Genomic DNA, 25,806 nt, shown 5'->3' with positions numbered 1-25,806 from the left:
TAACGCGATGAAAAGAAAACTATTCTGGATTTGTGCAGTGGCTATGGGGATGAGTGCGTTCCCCTCTTTCATGACGCAGGCGACGCCAGCAACGCAACCACTGATCAATGCTGAGCCAGCTGTAGCCGCCCAGACGGAACAAAATCCGCAGGTGGGGCAAGTGATGCCAGGCGTGCAGGGCGCTGATGCCCCCATCGTGGCGCAGAACGGTCCTTCGCGTGATGTGAAGCTGACCTTTGCGCAAATTGCGCCCCCGCCGGGCAGCATGGTGCTACGTGGCATTAACCCGAACGGCAGCATTGAGTTTGGTATGCGCAGCGATGAAGTGGTGACGAAGGCGATGCTCAACCTCGAATACACGCCATCGCCATCGTTACTGCCTGTCCAGTCGCAGTTAAAGGTTTATCTCAATGATGAACTGATGGGCGTGCTGCCAGTGACCAAAGAACAGTTGGGTAAAAAAACGCTGGCACAAATGCCCATTAACCCACTGTTTATTACCGACTTCAACCGTGTGCGGCTGGAGTTTGTCGGTCATTATCAGGACGTGTGCGAAAACCCGGCCAGCACCACGCTTTGGCTGGATGTTGGGCGGAGCAGTGGACTGGATTTGACCTATCAGACCCTGAATGTGAAGAATGACCTGTCACACTTCCCGGTACCATTCTTTGACCCGCGTGATAACCGTACTAACACCTTGCCGATGGTCTTTGCGGGTGCGCCGGATGTTGGGCTGCAACAAGCATCTGCCATTGTCGCCTCGTGGTTTGGTTCGCGTTCTGGCTGGCGTGGGCAGAACTTCCCGGTGCTCTATAACCAATTGCCGGATCGCAATGCCATCGTTTTTGCCACCAATGACAAACGCCCGGACTTCCTGCGCGATCATCCGGCGGTAAAAGCCCCGGTGATTGAGATGATCAACCATCCGCAGAATCCTTATGTCAAACTGCTGGTGGTGTTTGGTCGTGACGACAAAGACCTGTTGCAGGCAGCGAAAGGTATCGCTCAGGGTAACATTCTGTTCCGTGGTGAAAGCGTGGTAGTGAATGAAGTGAAACCGCTGCTACCGCGTAAGCCGTACGATGCGCCGAACTGGGTGCGTACCGATCGTCCGGTTACCTTTGGTGAACTGAAAACCTATGAAGAACAGTTACAATCCAGCGGTCTTGAGCCAGCAGCGATTAACGTTTCGCTAAACCTGCCGCCGGATCTCTACCTGATGCGCAGTACCGGCATTGATATGGATATTAATTATCGCTACACCATGCCGCCGGTGAAAGACAGTTCGCGGATGGATATCAGCCTGAATAACCAGTTCCTGCAATCCTTCAACCTGAGCAGCAAACAGGAGGCGAATCGCCTGCTGCTGCGGATTCCGGTATTACAAGGTTTGCTGGATGGCAAAACGGATGTCTCTATTCCGGCGCTGAAACTGGGCGCGACCAACCAGCTGCGCTTTGACTTTGAGTATATGAACCCGATGCCGGGCGGTTCGGTGGATAACTGCATTACCTTCCAGCCGGTGCAGAATCATGTGGTGATTGGTGATGATTCCACCATCGACTTCTCGAAGTATTACCACTTCATCCCGATGCCGGATCTACGCGCCTTTGCTAACGCGGGCTTCCCGTTCAGCCGGATGGCGGATCTGTCACAAACCATCACCGTGATGCCGAAAACGCCTAACGAAGCACAGATGGAAACCTTGCTGAATACTGTTGGTTTTATCGGCGCACAGACGGGCTTCCCGGCGATTAATCTGACGGTGACCGATGATGGCAGCACCATTCAGGGCAAAGATGCCGACATCATGATCATCGGTGGTATCCCGGACAAATTAAAAGACGACAAGCAGATCGACCTGCTGGTGCAGGCGACCGAAAGCTGGGTGAAAACGCCGATGCGCCAGACCCCGTTCCCCGGCATTGTGCCGGACGAGAGCGATCGCGCGGCAGAAACCCAGTCAACGCTGACCTCTTCCGGTGCGATGGCGGCGGTGATTGGCTTCCAGTCGCCGTATAACGACCAGCGTAGCGTGATTGCGCTGCTGGCAGATAGCCCACGCGGTTATGAAATGCTTAACGATGCGGTGAACGATAGCGGCAAACGCGCCACCATGTTCGGTTCGGTCGCGGTGATCCGCGAGTCCGGTATCAATAGCCTGCGTGTTGGCGACGTCTATTACGTTGGCCATCTGCCGTGGTTCGAACGCTTATGGTATGCCCTGGCAAACCATCCGATTCTGCTGGCGGTGCTGGCGGCAATCAGCGTCGTGCTGCTGGCCTGGGTACTGTGGCGTTTGCTGCGTATTATCAGCCGTCGTCGTCTTAACCCGGATAACGAGTAATTGAAGATGAATGTGTTGCGTAGTGGACTCGTGACGATGCTGCTGCTGGCTGCCTTTAGTGTTCAGGCAGCCTGTACCTGGCCTGCCTGGGAACAGTTTAAAAAGGATTACATCAGTCAGGAAGGGCGCGTCATCGACCCCAGCGACGCGCGCAAAATCACCACTTCCGAAGGGCAAAGTTACGGCATGTTCTTTGCCCTGGCGGCTAACGACCGTGCAGCTTTCGATAATATTCTCGACTGGACGCAGAACAATCTCGCTCAGGGTTCTTTAAAAGAACGTTTGCCTGCCTGGCTGTGGGGCAAGAAAGAGAACAGTAAGTGGGAAGTGCTGGACAGCAATTCGGCCTCCGATGGTGATGTCTGGATGGCCTGGTCGTTGCTGGAGGCGGGGCGTTTGTGGAAAGAGCAGCGTTATACCGACATCGGCAGCGCGTTGTTAAAACGTATCGCGCGGGAGGAAGTGGTGACGGTGCCTGGGCTGGGTTCCATGTTGTTACCGGGCAAAGTGGGTTTTGCTGAGGATAACAGCTGGCGTTTTAACCCCAGCTACCTGCCGCCGACGCTGGCGCAGTATTTCACCCGCTTTGGCGCGCCGTGGACTACGCTGCGCGAAACCAATCAACGTTTATTGCTGGAAACCGCCCCGAAAGGCTTTTCGCCAGACTGGGTGCGCTATGAGAAAGACAAAGGCTGGCAGCTAAAAGCCGAAAAAACATTGATCAGCAGCTACGACGCGATCCGCGTTTACATGTGGGTAGGCATGATGCCTGACAGCGATCCGCAAAAAGCGCGGATGCTCAACCGGTTTAAACCGATGGCGACATTCACCGAGAAAAACGGCTATCCGCCAGAAAAAGTGGATGTGGCTACGGGGAAAGCGCAGGGTAAAGGACCGGTCGGTTTTTCTGCCGCCATGCTGCCCTTTTTACAAAACCGCGATGCGCAGGCCGTTCAGCGCCAGCGCGTGGCCGATAACTTTCCCGGCAGCGATGCCTATTACAACTATGTGCTGACCCTGTTTGGACAAGGCTGGGATCAACACCGTTTCCGCTTCTCGACAAAAGGTGAGTTATTACCTGACTGGGGCCAGGAATGCGCAAATTCACACTAAACATATTCACGCTTTCCCTCGGTCTGGCCGTCATGCCGATGGTCGAGGCAGCACCAACCGCTCAGCAACAGTTGCTGGAGCAAGTTCGGTTAGGCGAAGCGACCCATCGTGAAGACCTGGTGCAACAGTCGTTGTATCGGCTGGAACTTATTGATCCGAATAACCCGGACGTCGTTGCCGCCCGTTTCCGTTCTCTGTTACGTCAGGGCGATATTGATGGCGCGCAAAAACAGCTCGATCGGCTGTCGCAGTTAGCGCCGAGTTCAAATGCGTATAAATCGTCGCGGACCACAATGTTGCTTTCCACGCCGGATGGTCGTCAGGCACTGCAACAGGCAAGATTGCAGGCGACGACTGGTCATGCAGAAGAAGCTGTGGCGAGTTACAACAAACTGTTCAACGGTGCGCCGCCGGAAGGTGACATTGCCGTCGAGTACTGGAGTACGGTGGCGAAAATTCCGGCTCGCCGTGGCGAAGCGATTAATCAGCTAAAACGCATTAATGCGGATACGCCGGGCAATACGGGCCTGCAAAACAATCTGGCGCTATTGCTGTTTAGTAGCGATCGCCGTGACGAAGGTTTTGCCGTCCTGGAACAGATGGCGAAATCAAACGCCGGGCGCGAAGGGGCCTCTAAAATCTGGTACGGGCAGATTAAAGACATGCCCGTCAGCGATGCCAGTGTGTCGGCGCTGAAAAAATATCTCTCGATCTTTAGTGATGGCGATAGCGTAGCTGCGGCGCAATCGCAACTGGCAGAACAGCAAAAACAGCTGGCCGACCCTGCTTTCCGCGCTCGTGCGCAAGGTTTAGCGGCGGTGGACTCTGGTATGGCGGGTAAAGCCATTCCCGAACTACAACAGGCAGTGCGGGCGAACCCGAAAGACAGTGAGGCTCTGGGGGCGCTGGGCCAGGCGTATTCTCAGAAAGGCGATCGCGCCAATGCGGTGGCGAATCTGGAAAAAGCCCTCGCCCTGGATCCGCACAGCAGCAACAACGACAAATGGAACAGTCTCCTGAAAGTAAACCGCTACTGGCTGGCGATCCAGCAGGGCGATGCTGCGCTGAAAGCCAATAATCCTGACCGGGCAGAACGCCTGTTCCAGCAGGCGCGTAATGTCGATAACACCGACAGCTATGCAGTGCTGGGGCTGGGCGATGTGGCGATGGCGCGAAAAGATTATCCCGCCGCCGAACGTTATTATCAGCAGACCTTGCGTATGGACAGCGGCAACACTAACGCCGTGCGCGGGCTGGCGAATATATACCGCCAGCAATCGCCAGAAAAAGCTGAAGCGTTTATCGCCTCGCTCTCTGCCAGTCAGCGGCGAAGCATTGATGATATCGAACGCAGCCTGCAAAACGACCGTCTGGCACAGCAGGCAGAGGCACTGGAAAACCAGGGCAAATGGGCGCAGGCGGCAGCACTTCAGTGGCAACGACTGGCGCTGGATCCCGGCAGCGTATGGATTACTTACCGACTTTCGCAGGATCTCTGGCAGGCCGGACAACGCAGCCAGGCTGATACATTAATGCGCAATCTGGCACAGCAGAAGCCAAACGACCCGGAGCAGGTTTACGCTTACGGGCTGTATCTCTCTGGTCATGACCAGGACAGAGCGGCGCTGGCGCATATCAACAGCCTGCCGCGCGCGCAGTGGAGCAGCAATATTCAGGAGCTGGTTAATCGACTGCAAAGCGATCAGGTACTGGAAACCGCTAATCGCCTGCGAGAAAGCGGCAAAGAAGCTGAAGCGGAAGCGATGCTGCGCCAGCAACCACCTTCCACGCGCATAGACCTCACGCTGGCTGACTGGGCGCAACAACGACGTGATTACACCGCCGCTCGCGCTGCATATCAGAATGTCCTGACGCGGGAGCCAACTAACGCCGATGCCATTCTTGGTCTGACGGAAGTGGATATTGCTGCCGGTGACAAAGCGGCGGCACGTAGCCAGCTGGCGAAACTGCCCGCTACCGATAACGCCTCGCTGAACACACAGCGGCGCGTGGCGCTGGCACAGGCGCAGCTTGGCGATACCGCAGCGGCGCAGCAGACGTTTAATCAGTTGATCCCGCTGGCAAAATCTCAGCCGCCGTCGATGGAAAGTGCGATGGTGCTGCGCGACGGTGCGAAGTTTGAAGCGCGGGCGGGCGATCCAAAGCAGGCGCTGGAAACCTACAAAGACGCTATGGTCGCATCCGGTGTGACCACGACGCGTCCGCAGGATAACGACACCTTTACCCGGCTGACCCGTAACGACGAGAAAGATGACTGGCTGAAACGCGGCGTGCGCAGCGATGCAGCGGACCTCTATCGCCAGCAGGATCTTAACGTCACCCTTGAGCACGATTATTGGGGATCGAGCGGCACCGGTGGTTACTCCGATCTGAAAGCGCACACTACCATGTTGCAGGTGGATGCGCCGTATTCTGACGGGCGGATGTTCTTTCGCAGTGATTTCGTCAATATGAACGTCGGCAGTTTCTCCACTAATGCCGATGGCAAATGGGATGACAACTGGGGCACCTGTACATTACAAGACTGTAGCGGCAACCGCAGCCAGTCGGATTCCGGTGCCAGCGTGGCGGTCGGCTGGCGAAATGACGTCTGGAGCTGGGATATCGGCACCACGCCGATGGGCTTCAATGTGGTGGATGTGGTCGGCGGCATCAGTTACAGCGATGATATCGGGCCGCTGGGTTACACCGTTAACGCCCATCGTCGGCCCATCTCCAGTTCTTTGCTGGCCTTTGGCGGGCAAAAAGACTCCCCGAGCAATACCGGGAAAAAATGGGGCGGCGTGCGTGCCGACGGCGTGGGGCTAAGCCTGAGCTACGATAAAGGTGAAGCAAACGGCGTCTGGGCATCGCTTAGCGGTGACCAGTTAACCGGTAAAAATGTCGAAGATAACTGGCGCGTGCGCTGGATGACGGGCTATTACTATAAGATCATCAACCAGAATAATCGCCGTGTGACCATTGGTCTTAACAATATGATCTGGCATTACGACAAAGACCTGAGTGGCTACTCACTCGGTCAGGGCGGTTACTACAGCCCGCAGGAATACCTGTCGTTTGCCATACCGGTGATGTGGCGGGAGCGCACGGAAAACTGGTCGTGGGAGCTGGGGGCGTCTGGCTCGTGGTCGCATTCACGCACCAAAACCATGCCGCGTTATCCGCTGATGAATCTGATCCCGACCGACTGGCAGGAAGAAGCTGAGCGGCAATCGAACGATGGCGGCAGCAGTCAGGGCTTTGGCTACACGGCGCGGGCATTACTTGAACGACGTGTTACTTCCAACTGGTTTGTCGGCACGGCAATTGATATCCAGCAGGCGAAAGATTACGCACCCAGCCATTTCCTGCTCTACGTACGTTATTCCGCCGCCGGATGGCAGGGTGACATGGATTTACCGCCGCAGCCGCTGATACCTTACGCCGACTGGTAAGTTTTCAGATAGCGCCTCTCTTAATGCCGCTGCGATCGGGTATACTCGGGCGGCAATCTGGGATTTCCGGGGGGAGACAATTTGCGCGTAAGTCGCTCGTTAACAATCAAGCAGATGGCAATGGTGGCAGCCGTTGTCCTGGTGTTCGTTTTTATTTTTTGCACCGTTTTGCTGTTCCATCTGGTCCAGCAGAATCGCTATAACACGGCTACGCAACTGGAAAGCATTGCTCGCTCTGTCCGCGAACCCTTATCTTCAGCTATTTTGAAAGGCGATATTCCCGAAGCGGAAGCTATTCTTGCCAGCATTAAACCGGCAGGCGTGGTCAGCCGTGCCGATGTGGTGCTGCCCAACCAGTTCCAGGCACTGCGTAAAAGTTTTATTCCAGAGCGTCCGGTGCCGGTAATGGTTACTCGCCTGTTTGAGCTACCGGTGCAAATCTCGCTGGGCGTTTACTCGCTGGAACGTCCGGCAAACCCGCAGCCAATTGCCTATCTGGTGCTACAGGCGGATTCCTTCCGCATGTATAAGTTCGTGATGAGCACCCTCTCAACGTTAGTGACCATTTACTTACTTTTGTCGCTTATCCTGACCGTCGCCATCAGCTGGTGTATTAATCGACTGATTTTACATCCTTTACGCAATATTGCTCGCGAACTTAACGCCATCCCAGCCCAGGAGCTTGTTGGTCACCAACTGGCATTACCGCGTCTGCATCAGGATGATGAAATCGGTATGTTGGTGCGCAGTTACAACCTCAACCAGCAATTGCTGCAGCGCCATTATGAAGAACAGAACGAAAACGCGATGCGCTTCCCGGTGTCGGATTTGCCGAACAAAGCCTTGCTGATGGAGATGCTGGAGCAGGTTGTCGCGCGTAAACAAACCACCGCGCTGATGATCATCACCTGTGAAACCCTGCGTGATACTGCGGGCGTGCTGAAAGAGGCGCAACGAGAAATTCTGCTGCTGACGCTGGTGGAAAAACTCAAATCGGTACTGTCGCCACGTATGATCCTCGCGCAGATTAGTGGTTATGACTTTGCTGTCATTGCCAATGGTGTACAGGAACCGTGGCACGCAATCACTTTAGGTCAGCAAGTGCTCACTATCATGAGCGAGCGCCTGCCGATTGAACGTATTCAACTCCGTCCGCACTGTAGCATTGGCGTGGCGATGTTCTACGGCGATCTCACCGCCGAACAGCTTTACAGTCGCGCTATTTCTGCGGCATTTACCGCTCGCCATAAAGGCAAGAATCAGATTCAGTTCTTTGATCCGCAGCAGATGGAAGCCGCCCAGCAGCGGTTGACGGAAGAGAGCGATATCCTTAATGCGCTGGAAAATCATCAGTTTGCGATTTGGTTACAGCCACAGGTCGAGATGAACAGCGGTAAACTGGTCAGTGCGGAAGTGTTACTGCGTATCCAGCAACCGGATGGCAGTTGGGATCTGCCGGATGGCTTAATCGATCGCATTGAGTGCTGTGGGCTGATGGTTACCGTCGGTCACTGGGTGCTGGAAGAGTCCTGTCGATTGCTTGCAGCCTGGCAAGAGCGCGGCATTATGCTGCCCTTGTCGGTAAACCTCTCTGCGCTGCAACTGATGCACCCGAATATGGTGGCGGATATGCTGGAACTGTTAACCCGCTATCGCATTCAGCCGGGAACACTGATTCTGGAAGTGACAGAAAGCCGACGTATTGACGACCCTCATGCTGCGGTGGCAATCCTCCGTCCGCTGCGCAATGCCGGAGTTCGGGTGGCGCTGGATGATTTCGGCATGGGCTACGCAGGGCTGCGTCAGCTGCAGCATATGAAATCGTTGCCAATCGACGTGTTAAAAATCGACAAAATGTTTGTTGAAGGCTTGCCGGAAGATAGCAGCATGATTGCTGCAATTATCATGTTGGCGCAAAGCCTGAACTTACAAATGATTGCCGAAGGCGTGGAGACTGAAGCACAACGCGACTGGCTGGCAAAAGCGGGCGTTGGTATTGCCCAGGGCTTCCTTTTTGCTCGCCCACTCCCTATTGAAATCTTCGAAGAGAGTTACCTGGAAGAAAAGTAGCTACCCCAAACTGATTACAAAACTTTAAAAAGTGCTGGTTTGTGCGAGCCAGCTCAAACTTTTTAACCTTTTTGTTTCAATTATGATCCAGGTACATTTCTGTGATGTTGTCTGGGTGTTATTTTAAGGCCGCAGGTACCCCATAACCTTACAAGACCTGTGGTTTTACTAAAGGACACCCTATGAAAACCTCTCTGTTTAAAAGCCTTTACTTTCAGGTCCTGACAGCGATAGCCATTGGTATTCTCCTTGGCCATTTCTACCCTGAAATAGGCGAGCAAATGAAACCGCTTGGCGACGGGTTCGTTAAGCTCATTAAGATGATCATCGCTCCTGTCATCTTTTGTACCGTCGTAACGGGCATTGCGGGCATGGAAAGCATGAAGGCGGTCGGTCGTACCGGCGCAGTCGCACTGCTTTACTTTGAAATTGTCAGTACCATCGCGCTGATTATTGGTCTTATCATCGTTAACGTCGTGCAGCCTGGTGCCGGAATGAACGTCGATCCGGCAACGCTTGATGCGAAAGCGGTAGCGGTTTACGCCGATCAGGCGAAAGACCAGGGCATTGTCGCCTTCATTATGGATGTCATCCCGGCGAGCGTCATTGGCGCATTTGCCAGCGGTAACATTCTGCAGGTGCTGCTGTTTGCCGTACTGTTTGGTTTTGCGCTCCACCGTCTGGGCAGCAAAGGCCAACTGATTTTTAACGTGATCGAAAGTTTCTCGCAGGTCATCTTCGGCATCATCAATATGATCATGCGTCTGGCACCTATTGGTGCGTTCGGGGCAATGGCGTTTACCATCGGTAAATACGGCGTCGGCACACTGGTGCAACTGGGGCAGCTGATTATCTGCTTCTACATCACCTGTATCCTGTTTGTGGTGCTGGTACTGGGTTCAATCGCTAAAGCGACGGGTTTCAGTATCTTCAAATTTATCCGCTACATCCGTGAAGAACTGCTGATTGTACTGGGGACTTCATCTTCCGAGTCGGCGCTGCCACGTATGCTCGACAAGATGGAGAAACTCGGCTGCCGCAAATCGGTGGTGGGGCTGGTCATCCCGACAGGCTACTCGTTTAACCTTGATGGCACATCGATATACCTGACAATGGCGGCGGTGTTTATCGCCCAGGCCACTAACAGTCAGATGGATATCGTCCACCAAATCACGCTGTTAATCGTGTTGCTGCTTTCTTCTAAAGGGGCGGCAGGGGTAACGGGTAGTGGTTTTATCGTGCTGGCGGCAACGCTCTCTGCGGTGGGCCATTTGCCGGTAGCGGGTCTGGCGCTGATCCTCGGTATTGACCGCTTTATGTCAGAAGCTCGTGCGCTGACTAACCTGGTCGGTAACGGCGTAGCGACCATTGTCGTTGCTAAGTGGGTGAAAGAACTGGACCACAAAAAACTGGACGATGTGCTGAATAATCGTGCGCCGGATGGCAAAACGCACGAATTATCCTCTTAATCTCACCACTTATGCCCGCACTCCCTTCCCCGAGTGCGGGTGTTTGCGCATAATTGACCCCTGTGCCTGAACTTACCACCTGGGTGAGTTCAGGTTTATTTCACTTCTTCCGTGACATTTTCATGTTCTTGCGGTCTAACACGAAGTGTTTTTAACGTTATTTAGACTGACCGACAACGGGCAGTTTTTTATTACCAGGATAGTTGATCAGGGGTTCACATGCAGGGCACAAAAATTCGACTTTTAGCGGGCGGTTTGCTGATGATGGCCACTGCTGGCTATGTGCAGGCAGATGCGCTCCAGCCTGATCCAGCATGGCAACAGGGGACGCTTTCCAACGGTTTACAGTGGCAAGTGCTGACCACGCCCCAGCGTCCCAGCGATCGTGTTGAAATTCGCCTGCTGGTTAATACCGGTTCGCTCGCCGAAAGTACACAACAGAGCGGTTACAGCCACGCCATCCCTCGTATTGCGTTAACGCAAAGCGGTGGCCTTGAAGCAGCACAGGCGCGTTCATTGTGGCAGCAGGGGATCGACCCTAAACGCCCGATGCCGCCGGTAATTGTCTCTTATGACACCACGCTGTTTAATCTGAGTTTGCCCAATAACCGTAACGACTTGCTGAAAGAAGCGCTCTCTTATCTGGCAAATGCCACTGGCAAACTGACTATCACGCCAGAAACCATCAACCACGCGCTGCAAAGTCAGGACATGGTGGCAACCTGGCCTGCCGATACTAAAGAGGGCTGGTGGCGCTATCGTCTGAAAGGATCAACCTTGTTAGGTCACGATCCTGCCGATCCGCTGAAACAACCCGTTGAAGCGGAAAAGATTAAAGATTTCTATCAGAAATGGTATACCCCGGATGCAATGACGCTGCTGGTGGTGGGAAACGTGGATGCGCGCTCGGTCGTCGACCAAATCAATAAAACGTTTGGCGAACTGAAAGGCAAACGTGAAACACCGGCTCCGGTGCCGACGCTTTCTCCGCTGCGTGCGGAAGCGGTGAGTATTATGACTGACGCGGTGCGTCAGGACCGGTTATCAATCATGTGGGATACGCCGTGGCAGCCGATTCGTGAATCAGCCGCACTGCTGCGCTACTGGCGTGCGGACCTGGCCCGTGAGGCGCTGTTCTGGCATGTTCAGCAAGCGTTAAGCGCCAGTAACAGCAAAGATATCGGTCTTGGATTTGACTGTCGTGTGCTGTATCTGCGTGCGCAGTGTGCCATTAACATCGAATCACCAAACGACAAGCTGAGCAGCAACCTTAATCTGGTGGCGCGTGAACTGGCGAAGGTTCGCGATAAAGGTCTGCCGGAAGAAGAGTTCAATGCGTTAGTGGCGCAAAAGAAACTGGAGCTGCAGAAACTGTTTGCCGCCTATGCGCGAGCTGATACCGATATTCTGATGGGGCAGCGGATGCGTTCGTTGCAAAATCAGGTTGTCGATATCGCGCCGGAGCAATATCAGAAACTGCGCCAGGACTTCCTTAACAGCCTGACGGTGGAGATGTTAAATCAGGATCTGCGTCAGCAGTTGTCGAACGATATGGCGTTAATACTGCTGCAGCCGAAAGGCGAGCCGGAATTTAACATGAAAGCGTTGCAGGCGGCCTGGGATCAAATCATGACCCCATCTACTGCCGCTGCGACCACCTCTGTCGCCACGGATGACGTTCATCCTGAAGTGACGGATATTCCACCCGCACAGTAATGCCTGATGGTGATGAGTTAGCACAACCATCAGGTATTTATGGATGAGCTGGATAGAGGGGTAACACTTTATCCAGCCTTTTGCATATGCTGCTTTTACGCCGGCATCGCCTCACGCGGGATAATCGCGCCGCGATACTGAATAACGGTACTTGCGGTCAGGTGCCCGCGTTTCGCCGCGTTTTCCGCACTGCCGCCCGTCAAACGTACCGCCAGATAACCGGCACTGAAAGAGTCGCCAGCTGCGGTGGTATCGATCACTTTTTCTTTCGGCAGTTTCACCGCCGGAACATCCACTAACCCTTCGCCAGCAATGGACACCAGGCAAGAATCCGCCCCGCGTTTCACCACCACTTCTTTCACGCCCGCGTTATGGGTGCGCGCAATGACGTCTTCCACCGGCTGTTGACCCCACAGCGCGTCTTCGTCGTCCAGCGTCAGGAAGGCGATATCCGTGCATTCCAGCATTTGCTGGTACACCTGCTGTGTCTCTTCTTTGCTGGCCCACAGGCGCGGACGATAGTTATTGTCGAAAATCACTTTTCCGCCGTTGGCGCGGCATTCGCGCAACAAAGAAAGCAGTTTCTCGCGGCTGGTCGGGCTTAAGATCGCCAGGCTAATCCCGCTCAGGTAGAGATAATCGAAATTCGCCAGCTCTTCGCAAATCGCCGCAGATTGCTCGCTCTCCAGCCAGAATTTGGCGGCGGCTTCGTTACGCCAGTAGTAGAACGTACGTTCGCCGGTGCTGTCGGTTTCAATGTAGTAAAGGCCCGGCAGACGGTTTTCCATCCGTTGGGTCAGGGAAGTATCAACGTTCTCGCCGTGCCAGGCGTCCAGCATCTGCTGGCTAAAACTGTCCGTTCCCAGCGCCGTTACGTAATGAACGGTTAATGCCGCAGGATCGACCTGACGGGCGATATAGACGGAAGTGTTCAGGGTATCGCCGCCGAAACCGCGCTTAACGTCCGCGCCTTTCTCGGAAAGCTCAATCATGCATTCGCCAATCACGGCAATCTTTTTGGACATAGTCGTGAACCTGATCTGTAAAAAATTAACGTTAGTTTGCGCTGTGGTGGTTTGCTGGTCAACCATATTAAAACAGTGTTCCATTATTTTTTTGAGCCAGCACGTATTCCTGAAAGATTCCGTTGTGGAGTGGGGAAATTTACTCCGGTCAGGCGGTAAAGTTCTGCCCTTGCGCGCCGATAATCTTTGTCGAGTCCGGGCAGCATCACTTTTAAACACAGGACATCTTTGATGATAAGGCAGGTTATCCAGCGAATAAGCAACCCTGAAGCAAGCATCGAGAGCTTGCAGGAACGGCGTTTTTGGTTGCAGTGTGAGCGTGCTTACACCTGGCAGCCGATCTATCAAACATGCGGGCGGTTAATGGCCGTGGAGCTATTAACGGTGGTCACGCATCCCTTGAACCCTTCGCAACGCCTGTCGCCGGATCGCTATTTTACTGAAATCACCGTCAGCCATCGGATGGAGGTTGTGAAAGAGCAGATTGATTTGCTGGCGCAAAAAGCCGACTTCTTTATAGAGCACGGCCTGCTGGCATCGGTCAATATTGATGGACCTACGCTCATCGCCCTGCGTCAGCAACCAAAAATCCTGCGCCAGATTGAGCGTCTTCCCTGGCTGCGTTTCGAACTGGTGGAGCATATCCGTCTGCCGAAAGATTCAACCTTTGCCTCGATGTGTGAATTTGGCCCGCTGTGGCTGGATGATTTTGGCACCGGGATGGCAAATTTCTCTGCACTAAGTGAAGTGCGTTATGACTACATCAAAATCGCGCGAGAACTGTTTGTGATGCTGCGTCAGTCGCCGGAAGGCCGCACACTCTTTTCTCAGCTTTTACATCTAATGAATCGCTATTGTCGCGGGGTGATCGTCGAGGGCGTAGAAACGCCGGAAGAGTGGCGCGATGTACAGAACTCGCCCGCATTCGCCGCACAAGGCTGGTTTCTTTCACGCCCGGCACCGATAGAAACGCTGAATACGGCGGTTCTGGCGCTATAAGCTGCCTCATTTTCCGACTGGCTGGACTATCTTTAGGACTGGCACAGGAAGAATATGAGGAAGCGAACGATGAGCAAGGCAGGCAAAATAACCGCTGCGATTTCAGGGGCTTTCTTGTTGTTGATTGTCGTGGCGATCATTTTGATTGCAACTTTTGACTGGAATCGACTCAAACCGACCATCAACCAGAAAGTCTCTGCGGAGTTGAATCGTCCGTTCGCTATCCGTGGCGATCTGGGCGTGGTGTGGGAGCGACAAAAACAAGAAACTGGCTGGCGCAGCTGGGTGCCGTGGCCCCATATACACGCGGAAGACATCATTCTCGGCAACCCACCAGATATTCCCGAAGTCACAATGGTGCATTTGCCACGCGTAGAGGCAACGCTGGCCCCGCTGGCGCTGCTGACCAAAACGGTCTGGCTACCGTGGATCAAACTGGAAAAGCCCGACGCACGCCTGATTCGCCTCTCTGAAAAGAACAATAACTGGACGTTTAATCTTGCCAACGATGGCAACAAAGACGCGAATGCAAAGCCGTCGGCATGGTCGTTTCGGCTGGATAATATTCTTTTCGATCAAGGGCGGATCGCCATTGATGACAAAGTAAGCAAAGCGGATCTGGAAATTTTTGTCGATCCGTTAGGCAAGCCGCTGCCGTTCAGCGAAGTTACTGGATCGAAAGGTAAAGCGGATAAAGAAAAGGTGGGTGATTACGTTTTTGGCCTGAAGGCGCAGGGACGTTATAACGGTGAACCGCTCACTGGTACGGGAAAAATAGGCGGTATGCTGGCGCTGCGTGGCGAAGGTACACCATTTCCGGTACAGGCTGATTTTCGCTCTGGTAACACCCGTGTTGCTTTTGATGGCGTTGTGAATGACCCAATGAAGATGGGGGGTGTCGATTTACGGCTTAAATTTTCTGGCGATTCGCTGGGTGATCTCTATGAACTGACGGGCGTTCTGCTGCCCGATACCCCGCCGTTTGAAACGGATGGTCGGCTGGTAGCGAAAATCGACACTGAAAAATCGTCGGTCTTTGATTATCGCGGTTTTAATGGGCGCATTGGCGATAGCGATATCCACGGTTCTCTGGTCTACACCACCGGCAAGCCACGACCAAAACTGGAAGGTGATGTCGAGTCGCGGCAATTGCGGCTGGCGGACTTGGGACCGTTGATTGGCGTTGATTCCGGGAAAGGAGCTGAAAAGTCGAAACGGTCTGAACAGAAGAAGGGTGAAAAAAGCGTTCAGCCTGCGGGCAAAGTGCTGCCTTATGACCGCTTCGAAACCGATAAATGGGACGTCATGGATGCCGATGTTCGCTTCAAAGGGCGGCGCATTGAGCATGGCAGTAGCCTGCCGATTAGCGATCTTTCTACTCATATCATCCTCAAAAATGCTGACCTGCGCCTGCAACCGCTGAAATTTGGCATGGCGGGCGGCAGCATTGCGGCGAATATTCATCTGGAAGGTGATAAAAAACCGATGCAAGGGCGGGCAGATATTCAGGCTCGTCGGCTGAAACTGAAAGAACTGATGCCCGATGTAGAACTGATGCAGAAGACGCTGGGGGAAATGAACGGTGACGCGGAACTACGCGGTAGCGGTAACTCGGTGGCGGCGCTTTTAGGCAACAGTAACGGCAACCTGAAACTGTTGATGAATGACGGGCTGGTGAGCCGCAACCTGATGGAGATTGTCGGGCTGAATGTCGGTAACTACATTGTCGGTGCGATATTTGGTGACGATGAGGTGCGGGTGAACTGTGCGGCGGCGAATCTGGATATTGCCAACGGCGTGGCGTGTCCGCAGATTTTTGCTTTTGATACTGAGAATGCGTTGATCAATGTTACCGGCACGGCAAGTTTTGCTTCGGAGCAACTGGATTTGACTATCGATCCAGAAAGTAAAGGGATTCGGATTATCACGCTGCGTTCGCCGCTGTATGTGCGTGGGACATTTAAAAATCCGCAGGCTGGGGTGAAAGCCGGGCCGTTGATTGCCCGTGGTGCTGTTGCGGCGGCACTGGCAACGCTGGTTACGCCAGCGGCGGCGTTACTGGCGCTGATCTCACCTTCCGAAGGGGAGGCTAATCAGTGCCGGACAATTTTGTCGCAGATGAAGAAGTGATGATAATTGCCGGATGTCTGACATCCGGCAATTAAACAGATTTAGAGTGTTGGCAAAGTGTGCTTTGTTCATGCCGGATGCGGCGTGAACGCCTTATCCGTCCTACAAATCTTTGCGAATTCAATATATTGTATGGAAATTCAGGCCTGATAAGCGTAGCGCATCAGGCTTTTCACTCTTATTACAACGATTGATGTCGCGTCTCATGGGTCAGCAGTAGGGCGATTAAGGTCAAGCCAGCCATCGCCGCCAGATATAACCCCACCGCACCTAACCCGTAGTTAGTCTGCAACCAGGCTGCGATATACGGCGCAACGGAAGCCCCGAGAATCGACGCTACGTTGTAAGAGAATGATGCTCCGGTGTAACGCACTTCTGTCGGGAACAGCTCTGGTAACAGCGCGCCCATCGGCCCGAAGGTCAGCCCCATCAGACTTAACCCCAGCAGCAGGAAGGCAAAAACCAGAATCGGGTTGCCAGAACCGAGCAGCGGGTTAAAGGCGAACAGCGCGAACAGGATGATCAGCGTGGTGATGATTACCATGCTTTTACGGCGACCAAAGGCATCAGCCAGTAATCCGGCGACTGGTACCATCACGCCAAAACCAATCACTGCCATCATCAGCATCCACAACACTTCGTTACGCGGCAGGCCAAGCCCAACTGGCGCGGCGGCGGTACTAAAGGTCATAGAGTAGACCGTCATGATGTAAAACAGCGTATAGGTTGCCAGCATGATGAAGGTACCGAGCACCGTGACGCGTACGTGTTTGGTCAGCAGCGTACCCAGCGGGATCTTCACCTGCTTTTTCGCTTTAGCGACTTTCTCAAACACCGGCGACTCATGCAGCGACACGCGAACATACAGGCCGATAATGACCAGCACCGCCGAGAAGATAAACGGCACACGCCAGCCCCAGCTCATAAACTGCTCGTCGGTCAGTAGCCAGGAAAGCAGCAAGAAAGTGCCGTTGGCAAAGAAGAAGCCAATCGGTGCGCCCAGCTGCGGGAAGGAGCCATACAGTGCACGTTTGCGCGGTGGGGCGTTTTCAGTCGCCAGCAGCGCCGCGCCGCCCCATTCACCGCCTAAGCCCAGACCCTGACCAAATCGAGCCAGCGCCAGCAGCAGCGGGGCGAAAATACCAATCGTGGCATAGCCCGGCAGCAGACCAATCACCACGGTCGAAATCCCCATCGTTAGCAACGAGGCGACCAGCGTCGCTTTACGCCCAACGCGATCGCCAAAATGACCAAAAACGGCAGAGCCAATGGGGCGCGCGACGAAGGCGATGGCGAAGGTGGCGAGCGACTGGAGCGTTGCTGCCGTAGGATCGCCCTGCGGGAAGAAGATATGCGGAAACACAATAACGGCCGCAGTGGCGTAAATGTAAAAGTCGAAAAACTCAATGGCCGTGCCAATGAGAGAGGCGACAAGGACTTTATTACGCGAGTTGATCGGCGTGTATTCTTGCTCGTGGTCGAGTGTTGTGGCTGTTGCTTGCATAATCTTTTCTTATTTTTTGGCTAACGAATAGCCATATTACGCACAGCAAAAGTGATATTTCAATGTGTAACAAATCGCGGAAATGGTCAAAAACCAGGCAAAAAGGGGATAATGTTTAGGCCAGTGATTTTTCTTCTATGAAATGCTTCACATAATTTTATAAATAGTGGATAAAACTGGTTTCAGGTTAAATAAAAGTTACCAACTGGATTTATATGCTGGGGTTATGAGTTGGTATGAAATTGTTTGCTCCTGAAGAGATGTAGTTTCAGGTGGTTATGTGCATGTCGTTGCCTGGTCTCTGGCTGGCTTGTACCCCCTCACCCTAATCCTCTCCCCGAAGGGGCGAGGGGATCGACCGTGCGTTTATCAGGCATTATAAACCAATGAATTACCGCTGCGTTTTCCCCGGCATTCGCGGGTCGTCTTTATATTCGGCGGTGGCAATCCACGCCGCGCAAAACAGCGTCAAACGGGCGAAGAAGTAGAAAAACGCCATCAGCCCCAGCACGGAACCAAATGCTGCGCCAGAGGGGGATTTCATCAGCGATGGCAGGGTGTAGGTCATCACGATTTTAATCACTTCAAAACCAATCGCAGCCAGAAATGTTCCACGAATCAGGGCTTTTTTGCGCGGACGGTGGCGCGGCAACCGCCAGAAGATCCAAAAGAAAAGCAGATAGTTGGCGAAGATGGAAATCGCCAGGCCAATCAACCGCCACGTCGGTTTCAGCCACTCAATGCTGTTCAGGTGCAGGGCGCTAATAATCATTTGCTGCGCCGAACCGGCAACCGAGGTGATCGAAAGCGTCACAATCAGTGCAATCAACAAACCAATCAGCGAAATAAAATCACGCAGATATTTTACCCAGAACTTCTCCTGATCTTGCGGCGAGCGTTCCCAGACATCGCGCGACTGGGCGCGAATCGCTTCACGCAGGTTACCCATCCAGTTGATGCCGGAATAAAGCGCCACCGCCAGGCCGACAAGCCCTACGGTAGTACGCTGCTGAACGGCGGTGTTGATGGTGTTTTTCAACGTGGCGGCTAGCGTCGGATCGCTGATGTTTTGCAGAATTTTGTCGAAGATATCCTGTAGCAACATCGGATGGGAGGCCAGCACAAAGCCCCCTGCGGCAAACGACACCATCAAAATCGGGATCATCGACAAAAATGAGAAATAGGTGATAGCCGCACCAAACTGGTTACCCAGCCGATCGTTAAAGCGCTCTGTTGCGCGAATCAGGTGCGCAATAACCGGTTGGCGTTGGACTTTCTCGGCAGTAGTGGTGACGGTTTCCAGCGCCTGGCTAACTTTGCCGCCTTTCTCGCTATTATCCAACTGCTTAATCGGCTCGTGCTCCAGATCCTGGGTGGGACGTTTGATCTCGTTTTCCTGCGTCATCCGCTCTTTTGTCCTTCTGTCGTGGTCATTCTTAAAAAGTATAGTCGGTCAGTCCAGGTGCTCTTTCATTACGCCAGCCAGCCACTGCATAAACAGGTTTACACGCCGGGAAAGCTCCCGACGCTGCGGATAAATCAGCGAAAGGGAGAGCGGCTCGGCACGGTAGCCAGGTAATACTTCAATAAGCCTCCCGGCACGCAGGGCTTCGCGCACGGCAATGCGCGGGATCTGAATAATCCCCAGACCGGCAAGACCGGCGGCGAGATAGTTTTCGCGACTGTTTACCGTCAACATGCCGCCAGACTTAAACCACTGGACGCCATTAACGCTGGCAACCTCAAAACCTAACGGATGTACACCCAGGTGCGGTGTGTAACGCACTATTGCGTGCGAAGTCAGATCGTCGGGGCTTTGAGGATAACCAAAGCGCGTCAGATAGTGTGGACTGGCACAATTGACCACGGTCAGTTTGCCGAGGGGACGGGCGATAACGCCATCTTCCGGTGACGCGCCAGTGCGTATCACGCAATCAAAACCATCGTGAAGAATATCTACCGGACGGTCATGGCTACTCAGCTCCAGCTCAATTCCCGGATGCAGATAGAGAAACTCCGACAGACGCGGCAGTAACAGGCTTTTCGCGATTCCTGGCGGGATGTCGATGCGTAATTTACCGCTGATACTGGTGGCATCCTGTTGAAACAGACCGTCCAGTTCGTTGAGATTACTCAACACATCTTTTGCCCGTTGATAATAGGTCATGCCTTCTGGCGTGAGTTTGACCCGCCGCGTGGTGCGCTGGAGAAGCTGGGTGCCAAGTTGATGTTCCAGTGCCTGTATCTGGCGCGAAACACTTCCCTTTGGCAAAGCAAAGAAATCCGCCGCGCGGGAAAAACTTTCCAGCTCCGCGACTTTGATGAACAACTGCATTGCGTGAATTTTATCCATTTCTTTGACCGATTGTTGTTCACAGCGAAACAGTAACGCGCATATCGCATTGTTTATTGTTTTTTCTAACATCTAATGCCGGGTTTCACAATGTTGTCATGACGAATGTGGCGATTTCTCAGCAGGAAAAGGGCGGAATAGCTTTATGAGAAAGGTGAATTTCCCTAAACAGAGCGTTTTTTTTCAGCGATTCCCTTTAAAGTGAACAGAGGACGTGTTGGCTATTTGTGCTTATTTTTGTCTCATTGCCATTTGTTATTTTTGCTTGTGGTCGCGGAATTTCATTTTTAATTGCATGCGTACTAACCATCAATATAAGGAAATCCTCAAAATTGTTTTAAATAGTGCCCTCGACATGTAATTTCAGGCGTTTAGCTGTAACGATTTATATCGGTAACTATTTTCTACGCGTCATCTCTGTAGAATGGCCACCGCCAAATGGCGAATTCTTATTTTTTCTCGCGGGTAATACCCTTCCACTACTTAAGTCTTTTTAACGTATTCAGGTGGAGATTCAGTTATGCAAATAGTCATGTTTGACAGGCAGTCAATATTTATTCATGGAATGAAAATCAGTTTACAGCAGCGTATTCCAGGAGTGAGTATTCAGGGGGCCAGTCAGGCAGATGAGTTATGGCAAAAGCTGGAAAGTTACCCTGAAGCCTTAGTGATGCTCGATGGCGATCAGGATGGTGAGTTTTGCTACTGGTTACTGCAAAAAACCGTGGTGCAATTTCCTGAGGTTAAGGTGTTAATTACGGCGACGGATTGCAATAAACGGTGGTTACAGGAAGTTATCCATTTTAATGTGCTGGCCATTGTGCCTCGTGATTCAACCGTCGAGACATTTGCGTTGGCGGTAAATAGTGCGGCGATGGGGATGATGTTTCTGCCTGGAGACTGGCGGACGACGCCGGAAAAGGACATTAAAGATCTCAAATCGTTAAGCGCCCGCCAGCGGGAGATTTTAACCATGTTAGCGGCGGGCGAATCAAATAAGGAGATCGGCAGGGCGCTGAATATCAGTACCGGAACGGTAAAAGCGCATCTGGAATCCCTGTATCGCCGTCTGGAAGTGAAAAATCGCACCCAGGCGGCAATGATGTTAAATATCTCCTCCTGAAGAGGATAATTTTACAGCCAGCAGGAAGTTAGCGGCTGGCTGTAAAAATATTATGGTTCACCGTACAAACCAATTAAACGGCGCACCACACCGTTAGTCCAGCCAAACCCATCCTGCAACGGATACTCGCCACCGCCGCCTTCGCGGGGAACACCATCGGCAATATGGTATTTCTCGATCAGTTTGTGCTGTTCCAGATAGAACTGATTCACCGTCTTCAGCCAGCTGCGCGCGATTTCATCACCCAGAAGGTCATCGCCGTACATTTTAAATCCCTGAATCGCCATCCATTGTAATGGTGCCCAGCCGTTAGGTTTATCCCACTGTTCACCGGTTTCGTACTCGCTTGCCAGAATCCCGCCAGGTGTCAGTAACCGACTGCGCACGGCGTTTGCCAGACGATCGGCCTGTTCATGGTTCGCCATACCGACATAGAGCGGCACAATGGCGGCAGCGGAAAACAGCGCCAGTTGTTCGCGTCGCCAGTCGTAATCGCGGTAGATACCGTTTTCATCATCCCAGAGGTAACGGTTTACCGCATCGCGACGGGCACTGGCCTTCTGGCGGAACAGTGCTTCTGTCTCTTTCTCGCCTTTCAGCGCCGAGATGTTGGCGATGGCGCTCTCCAGTTTAAACAGGAAGGCATTCAGATCGATGGGGATGAACTGGGTGGTACGAATGCTCGCCAGACGACCAGTATCACGCAGCCAGCGGGAAGAGTAATCCCAACCGGAGGCCGCCCCCGCGCGTAAATCGCGGTACACCTCGTTGGGCGGGCGACCAGAATGTTTCGCGGTTTCAACGTCCTCAAGCCAGGATTCGTCACGCGGTGTGTCGCGATCGTCCCAGTAACGGTTGAGCAGCGATCCGTCCGGCATCCGCACAACATGGCGATAGGCCTGATTAGGGATCAACGATTCTGCACCGTCCATCCAGAAGGCATATTCCATTTTCAGGTGGTCGAGATAGCGGCGCGCACCGCGTACACCATCCTCTTCAAACAACTCCACCATCAGCGCAAAAACCGGTGGTTGCGAGCGGCTCAAATAATAGGTGCGGTTGCCGTTGGGGATGTGACCGTAGTTTTCGATCATCCAGGCGAAGTTATCGGCCATGCATTTCAGCAAATCTTCCCGACCACTTTCCGCCAGCCCCAGCATGGTGAAATAGGAATCCCAATAGTAGGTTTCGCTAAAACGGCCGCCCGGGACAATATATGACTGCGGCAGCGCCAGCAGAGAAGACCACGGAATGTGATCCTGTGGTTCGCGGGTTAGCACCGGCCACAGCTGGTCGATATGCTCTTTCAGGGAATTTTGCGGGTCCGATACATACTCGCTGGAGTAGACCTCCGGTAGCCAGAAGTGGTTTTCAACAAACTTGCGCAAGTCAAAATCACGATGACGGCGCACTTTACGGTAGCGGATTAAAATATCCAGCGGGTCCATTTTAGGTGCGCAGTCGGGAAAGGTTTTACTGTCGGGGAAAATTTTCGCCGACTGAACATGCTCGAACAGTTCGAGATAGCGATCAGCAGGCGTCAGCGCATCAGAGGCGGGCAGCCCTTCAATCATCTCGGGTTCCGGTTCTGCCTCGATCATCTCATCCAGTTTTAATTCATACGGGTCCAGTTCATAGCAGAGATCGACCTCGATCATCAGTTCGTCTGGATTAGGGTTTTGAATTTTCTGATTGAGCATAAGGATCCAACCTCCGAAATTCGTTGCTAATTATCGGGCTTTTCTTTAAGGGTAGTCATTCGCTCCGCCTGGTGGGCGACAAAGCGTGCGGTGGATCACGTTTATTTACCTGTCAAAAAATATAACGCACTAATATCCATGGAATTTATAAAAATACAGATTTCGTGTTGTTTTTCATTTTCAGAACATTCAATCCTGCTCTCGCCGCAATCATGATATGCCATTCCTGATCTGGGTAATAGGCACAGGCTATCTTATTGATAGTTTATATTCATGTAATTGATTGATTCCTATCAAAAAGCATATTTCCCTGTTTTTTATGATGGCTTTGTCTCGCAGAGACGTTTGCAGCATTCTGGAAAATTTTCTGGGTCACAATAACTCACCACCGTGAGGGAAGAATAATGAAAATGGTCTCACGTATTACCGCGATCGGCCTGGCTGGCGTCGCGATTTGCTATTTAGGGTTATCTGGTTATGTGTGGTACCACGATAATAAACGCAGTAAACAGGCTGATGTTCAGGCATCTGCTGTCAGTGAAAATAATAAGGTTTTAGGCTTTCTCCGCGAAAAAGGATGCGACTATTGCCACACGCCTTCGGCAGAATTACCCGCCTATTATTATATTCCTGGCGCGAAACAGTTGATGGATTACGACATTAAGCTTGGATATAAATCTTTTAACCTCGAGGCCGTGCGTGCGGCTCTGCTGGCTGATAAACCCGTTTCGCAAAGCGATCTGAATAAGATTGAATGGGTGATGCAGTATGAAACCATGCCACCAACGCGTTATACCGCGCTACACTGGGCGGGTAAGGTGAGTGATGAAGAGCGGGCGGAAATACTCGCCTGGATTGCAAAACAGCGCGCGGAATATTACGCCAGCAATGACACTGCACCGGATCATCGTAATGAACCGGTGCAGCCCATCCCGCAAAAACTGCCTACCGATGCGCAAAAAGTGGCGTTGGGCTTTGCGCTGTATCACGATCCCCGTTTATCGGCGGATAGCACCATTTCATGCGCTCATTGCCATGCGTTGAATGCGGGGGGCGTCGATGGCAGAAAAACATCGATTGGTGTTGGTGGCGCAGTGGGGCCGATTAACGCGCCGACGGTATTTAACTCAGTATTTAACGTTGAGCAGTTCTGGGATGGTCGTGCAGCAACATTGCAGGATCAGGCTGGTGGACCGCCGTTGAATCCGATTGAAATGGCGTCGAAATCCTGGGACGAAATTATTGCTAAGCTGGAAAAAGATCCGCAGCTTAAAGCGCAGTTCCTTGAAGTCTATCCGCAAGGTTTCAGTGGCGAAAATATTACTGATGCCATTGCTGAATTTGAGAAAACATTAATTACGCCGGATTCCCCATTTGATAAATGGTTGCGTGGAGATGAGAATGCGCTGACGGCACAACAGAAAAAAGGCTATCAATTATTCAAAGATAATAAATGTGCAACTTGTCATGGTGGTATTATTCTCGGCGGACGTTCCTTCGAACCGTTGGGGCTGAAAAAAGACTTTAACTTTGGTGAAATTACGGCGGCGGATATTGGTCGTATGAATGTTACTAAAGAAGAGCGCGATAAATTGCGTCAGAAAGTACCCGGTTTACGTAACGTTGCACTAACGGCACCGTACTTCCATCGCGGTGATGTGCCGACGCTGGACGGGGCGGTGAAACTGATGTTGCGCTATCAGGTAGGCAAAGAGCTGCCGCAGGAGGATGTGGATGATATCGTAGCTTTCCTGCACAGTCTGAACGGGGTTTACACGCCGTATATGCAGGATAAACAATAATTAATTTAATCGCCCGAACAGGAATGTTCGGGTGATTTTTATTGCGATAATAAAGTCTGTTTTTAATATTATCATGTTAAATGTTTATATTATAAAAAGTCGTTTTTCTGCTTAGGATTTTGTTATTTAAATTAAGCCTGTAATGCCTTGCTTCCATTGCGGATAAATCCTACTTTTTTATTGCCTTCAAATAAATTTAAGGAGTTCGAAATGGACCAGAAGCTGTTAACGGATTTCCGCTCAGAACTACTCGATTCACGTTTTGGCGCAAAGGCCATTTCTACTATCGCGGAGTCAAAACGATTTCCGCTGCACGAAATGCGCGATGATGTCGCATTCCAGATTATCAATGATGAATTATATCTTGATGGCAACGCTCGTCAGAACCTGGCCACTTTTTGCCAGACCTGGGACGACGAAAACGTCCATAAATTGATGGATTTGTCGATCAATAAAAACTGGATCGACAAAGAAGAATATCCGCAATCTGCAGCCATCGACCTGCGTTGCGTAAACATGGTTGCCGATCTGTGGCATGCGCCTGCGCCGAAAAATGGTCAGGCCGTTGGCACCAACACCATTGGTTCTTCCGAGGCCTGTATGCTCGGCGGGATGGCGATGAAATGGCGTTGGCGCAAGCGTATGGAAGCCGCAGGTAAGCCGACCAACAAACCAAACCTGGTGTGCGGTCCGGTACAAATCTGCTGGCATAAATTTGCCCGCTACTGGGATGTGGAGCTGCGTGAGATCCCTATGCGCCCCGGTCAGTTGTTTATGGACCCGAAACGCATGATTGAGGCCTGCGACGAAAACACCATCGGCGTGGTGCCGACTTTCGGCGTGACCTACACCGGTAACTATGAGTTCCCGCAACCGCTGCACGATGCGTTGGATAAATTCCAGGCCGACACCGGTATCGACATCGACATGCACATCGACGCCGCCAGCGGTGGCTTCCTGGCACCGTTCGTCGCCCCGGATATCGTCTGGGACTTCCGCC

The 25,806-nt window shown here is 52.5% G+C and carries 16 protein-coding genes; 11 read left to right on the top strand and 5 right to left on the bottom strand.

What is annotated here, in order from left to right; translation table 11 throughout:
• The first annotated feature begins 7 nt into the window (after nt 1-7).
• The 6 genes from bcsB (at nt 8) to ACJHYD_RS21965 (ending at nt 12,170) form a co-directional block, all read left to right on the top strand.
• A complete protein-coding gene (gene bcsB, locus ACJHYD_RS21990) occupies nt 8-2,347 on the top strand; it encodes a cellulose biosynthesis cyclic di-GMP-binding regulatory protein BcsB (RefSeq protein ID WP_023910089.1) in 2,340 nt (779 codons plus the stop codon).
• Nucleotides 2,348-2,353: 6 nt separating this feature from the next.
• Nucleotides 2,354-3,460: a cellulose synthase complex periplasmic endoglucanase BcsZ gene (gene bcsZ, locus ACJHYD_RS21985; RefSeq protein WP_001302749.1), complete on the top strand. Its 1,107-nt coding sequence runs from the start codon at nt 2,354-2,356 to the stop codon at nt 3,458-3,460.
• Nucleotides 3,442-6,915, top strand: a complete 3,474-nt coding sequence (gene bcsC / locus ACJHYD_RS21980) for a cellulose synthase complex outer membrane protein BcsC (RefSeq protein ID WP_220412354.1) — start codon at nt 3,442-3,444, stop codon at nt 6,913-6,915. Before bcsZ ends, bcsC begins: the two co-directional genes overlap by 19 nt.
• Nucleotides 6,916-6,996: 81 nt before the next feature.
• Nucleotides 6,997-8,985 carry a biofilm formation regulator HmsP gene (gene hmsP / locus ACJHYD_RS21975; RefSeq protein ID WP_001266309.1) on the top strand — a complete coding sequence of 663 codons (1,989 nt, stop codon included), beginning with the start codon at nt 6,997-6,999 and terminating at the stop codon, nt 8,983-8,985.
• Nucleotides 8,986-9,167: 182 nt separating this feature from the next.
• Nucleotides 9,168-10,454: a C4-dicarboxylate transporter DctC gene (gene dctA / locus ACJHYD_RS21970; protein ID WP_000858214.1), complete on the top strand. Its 1,287-nt coding sequence runs from the start codon at nt 9,168-9,170 to the stop codon at nt 10,452-10,454.
• 219 nt (nt 10,455-10,673) lie between these two features.
• Nucleotides 10,674-12,170, top strand: coding sequence for a M16 family metallopeptidase (locus ACJHYD_RS21965; protein ID WP_001163160.1), 1,497 nt, complete (start codon nt 10,674-10,676; stop codon nt 12,168-12,170).
• A gap of 95 nt (nt 12,171-12,265) precedes the next feature.
• Here ACJHYD_RS21965 and kdgK read toward each other — a convergent pair whose 3' ends face one another.
• The gene (gene kdgK / locus ACJHYD_RS21960) at nt 12,266-13,195 is read right to left on the bottom strand and encodes a 2-dehydro-3-deoxygluconokinase (RefSeq protein WP_001296796.1); all 930 of its coding nucleotides are present in this window, start codon (nt 13,193-13,195) and stop codon (nt 12,266-12,268) included.
• Nucleotides 13,196-13,426: 231 nt separating this feature from the next.
• On the opposite strand from kdgK, the gene pdeH reads away from it, so the two are divergent.
• The gene (gene pdeH, locus ACJHYD_RS21955) at nt 13,427-14,194 is read left to right on the top strand and encodes a cyclic-guanylate-specific phosphodiesterase (RefSeq protein WP_001551807.1); all 768 of its coding nucleotides are present in this window, start codon (nt 13,427-13,429) and stop codon (nt 14,192-14,194) included.
• 69 nt (nt 14,195-14,263) lie between these two features.
• Complete coding sequence (locus ACJHYD_RS21950) at nt 14,264-16,324, top strand: AsmA family protein (RefSeq protein WP_410228831.1); 2,061 nt, start codon at nt 14,264-14,266, stop codon at nt 16,322-16,324.
• A gap of 181 nt (nt 16,325-16,505) precedes the next feature.
• On the opposite strand, the gene ACJHYD_RS21945 is transcribed toward ACJHYD_RS21950, so the two are convergent.
• The 3 genes from ACJHYD_RS21945 to ACJHYD_RS21935 all read right to left on the bottom strand — a co-directional run bounded on the left by ACJHYD_RS21945 (nt 16,506) and on the right by ACJHYD_RS21935 (nt 20,181).
• Nucleotides 16,506-17,828, bottom strand: a complete 1,323-nt coding sequence (locus ACJHYD_RS21945) for an MFS transporter (RefSeq protein ID WP_001149003.1) — start codon at nt 17,826-17,828, stop codon at nt 16,506-16,508.
• 391 nt (nt 17,829-18,219) lie between these two features.
• Nucleotides 18,220-19,233, bottom strand: a complete 1,014-nt coding sequence (gene yhjD / locus ACJHYD_RS21940; RefSeq protein ID WP_000191259.1) for an inner membrane protein YhjD — start codon at nt 19,231-19,233, stop codon at nt 18,220-18,222.
• Nucleotides 19,234-19,281: 48 nt separating this feature from the next.
• Nucleotides 19,282-20,181 (bottom strand): LysR family transcriptional regulator, encoded by a 900-nt coding sequence (locus ACJHYD_RS21935; RefSeq protein WP_024186492.1) that lies wholly within the window; start codon nt 20,179-20,181, stop codon nt 19,282-19,284.
• Between the two features lie 520 nt (nt 20,182-20,701).
• On the opposite strand from ACJHYD_RS21935, the gene ACJHYD_RS21930 reads away from it, so the two are divergent.
• The gene (locus ACJHYD_RS21930) at nt 20,702-21,304 is read left to right on the top strand and encodes a helix-turn-helix transcriptional regulator (protein WP_001167676.1); all 603 of its coding nucleotides are present in this window, start codon (nt 20,702-20,704) and stop codon (nt 21,302-21,304) included.
• Between the two features lie 50 nt (nt 21,305-21,354).
• Here the strand turns inward: ACJHYD_RS21930 and ACJHYD_RS21925 are convergent, their stop codons facing one another.
• Nucleotides 21,355-23,004, bottom strand: a complete 1,650-nt coding sequence (locus ACJHYD_RS21925; RefSeq protein ID WP_000934216.1) for an alpha,alpha-trehalase — start codon at nt 23,002-23,004, stop codon at nt 21,355-21,357.
• A 404-nt stretch (nt 23,005-23,408) separates the two neighbouring features.
• Between ACJHYD_RS21925 and ccp the strand changes: the two genes are divergently transcribed.
• Nucleotides 23,409-24,806 carry a cytochrome c peroxidase gene (gene ccp, locus ACJHYD_RS21920; protein ID WP_001564186.1) on the top strand — a complete coding sequence of 466 codons (1,398 nt, stop codon included), beginning with the start codon at nt 23,409-23,411 and terminating at the stop codon, nt 24,804-24,806.
• Between the two features lie 210 nt (nt 24,807-25,016).
• A partial coding sequence (locus ACJHYD_RS21915; protein WP_169030324.1) for a glutamate decarboxylase occupies nt 25,017-25,806 on the top strand: 790 nt, incomplete at its 3' end.

The organism is Escherichia sp. WS1368 (assembly GCF_046487485.1).
Taxonomy (GTDB): domain Bacteria; phylum Pseudomonadota; class Gammaproteobacteria; order Enterobacterales; family Enterobacteriaceae; genus Escherichia; species Escherichia coli.
Note: the sequence above shows the minus strand (reverse complement) of the source record. Positions and strands in the feature narration are given on the sequence as shown.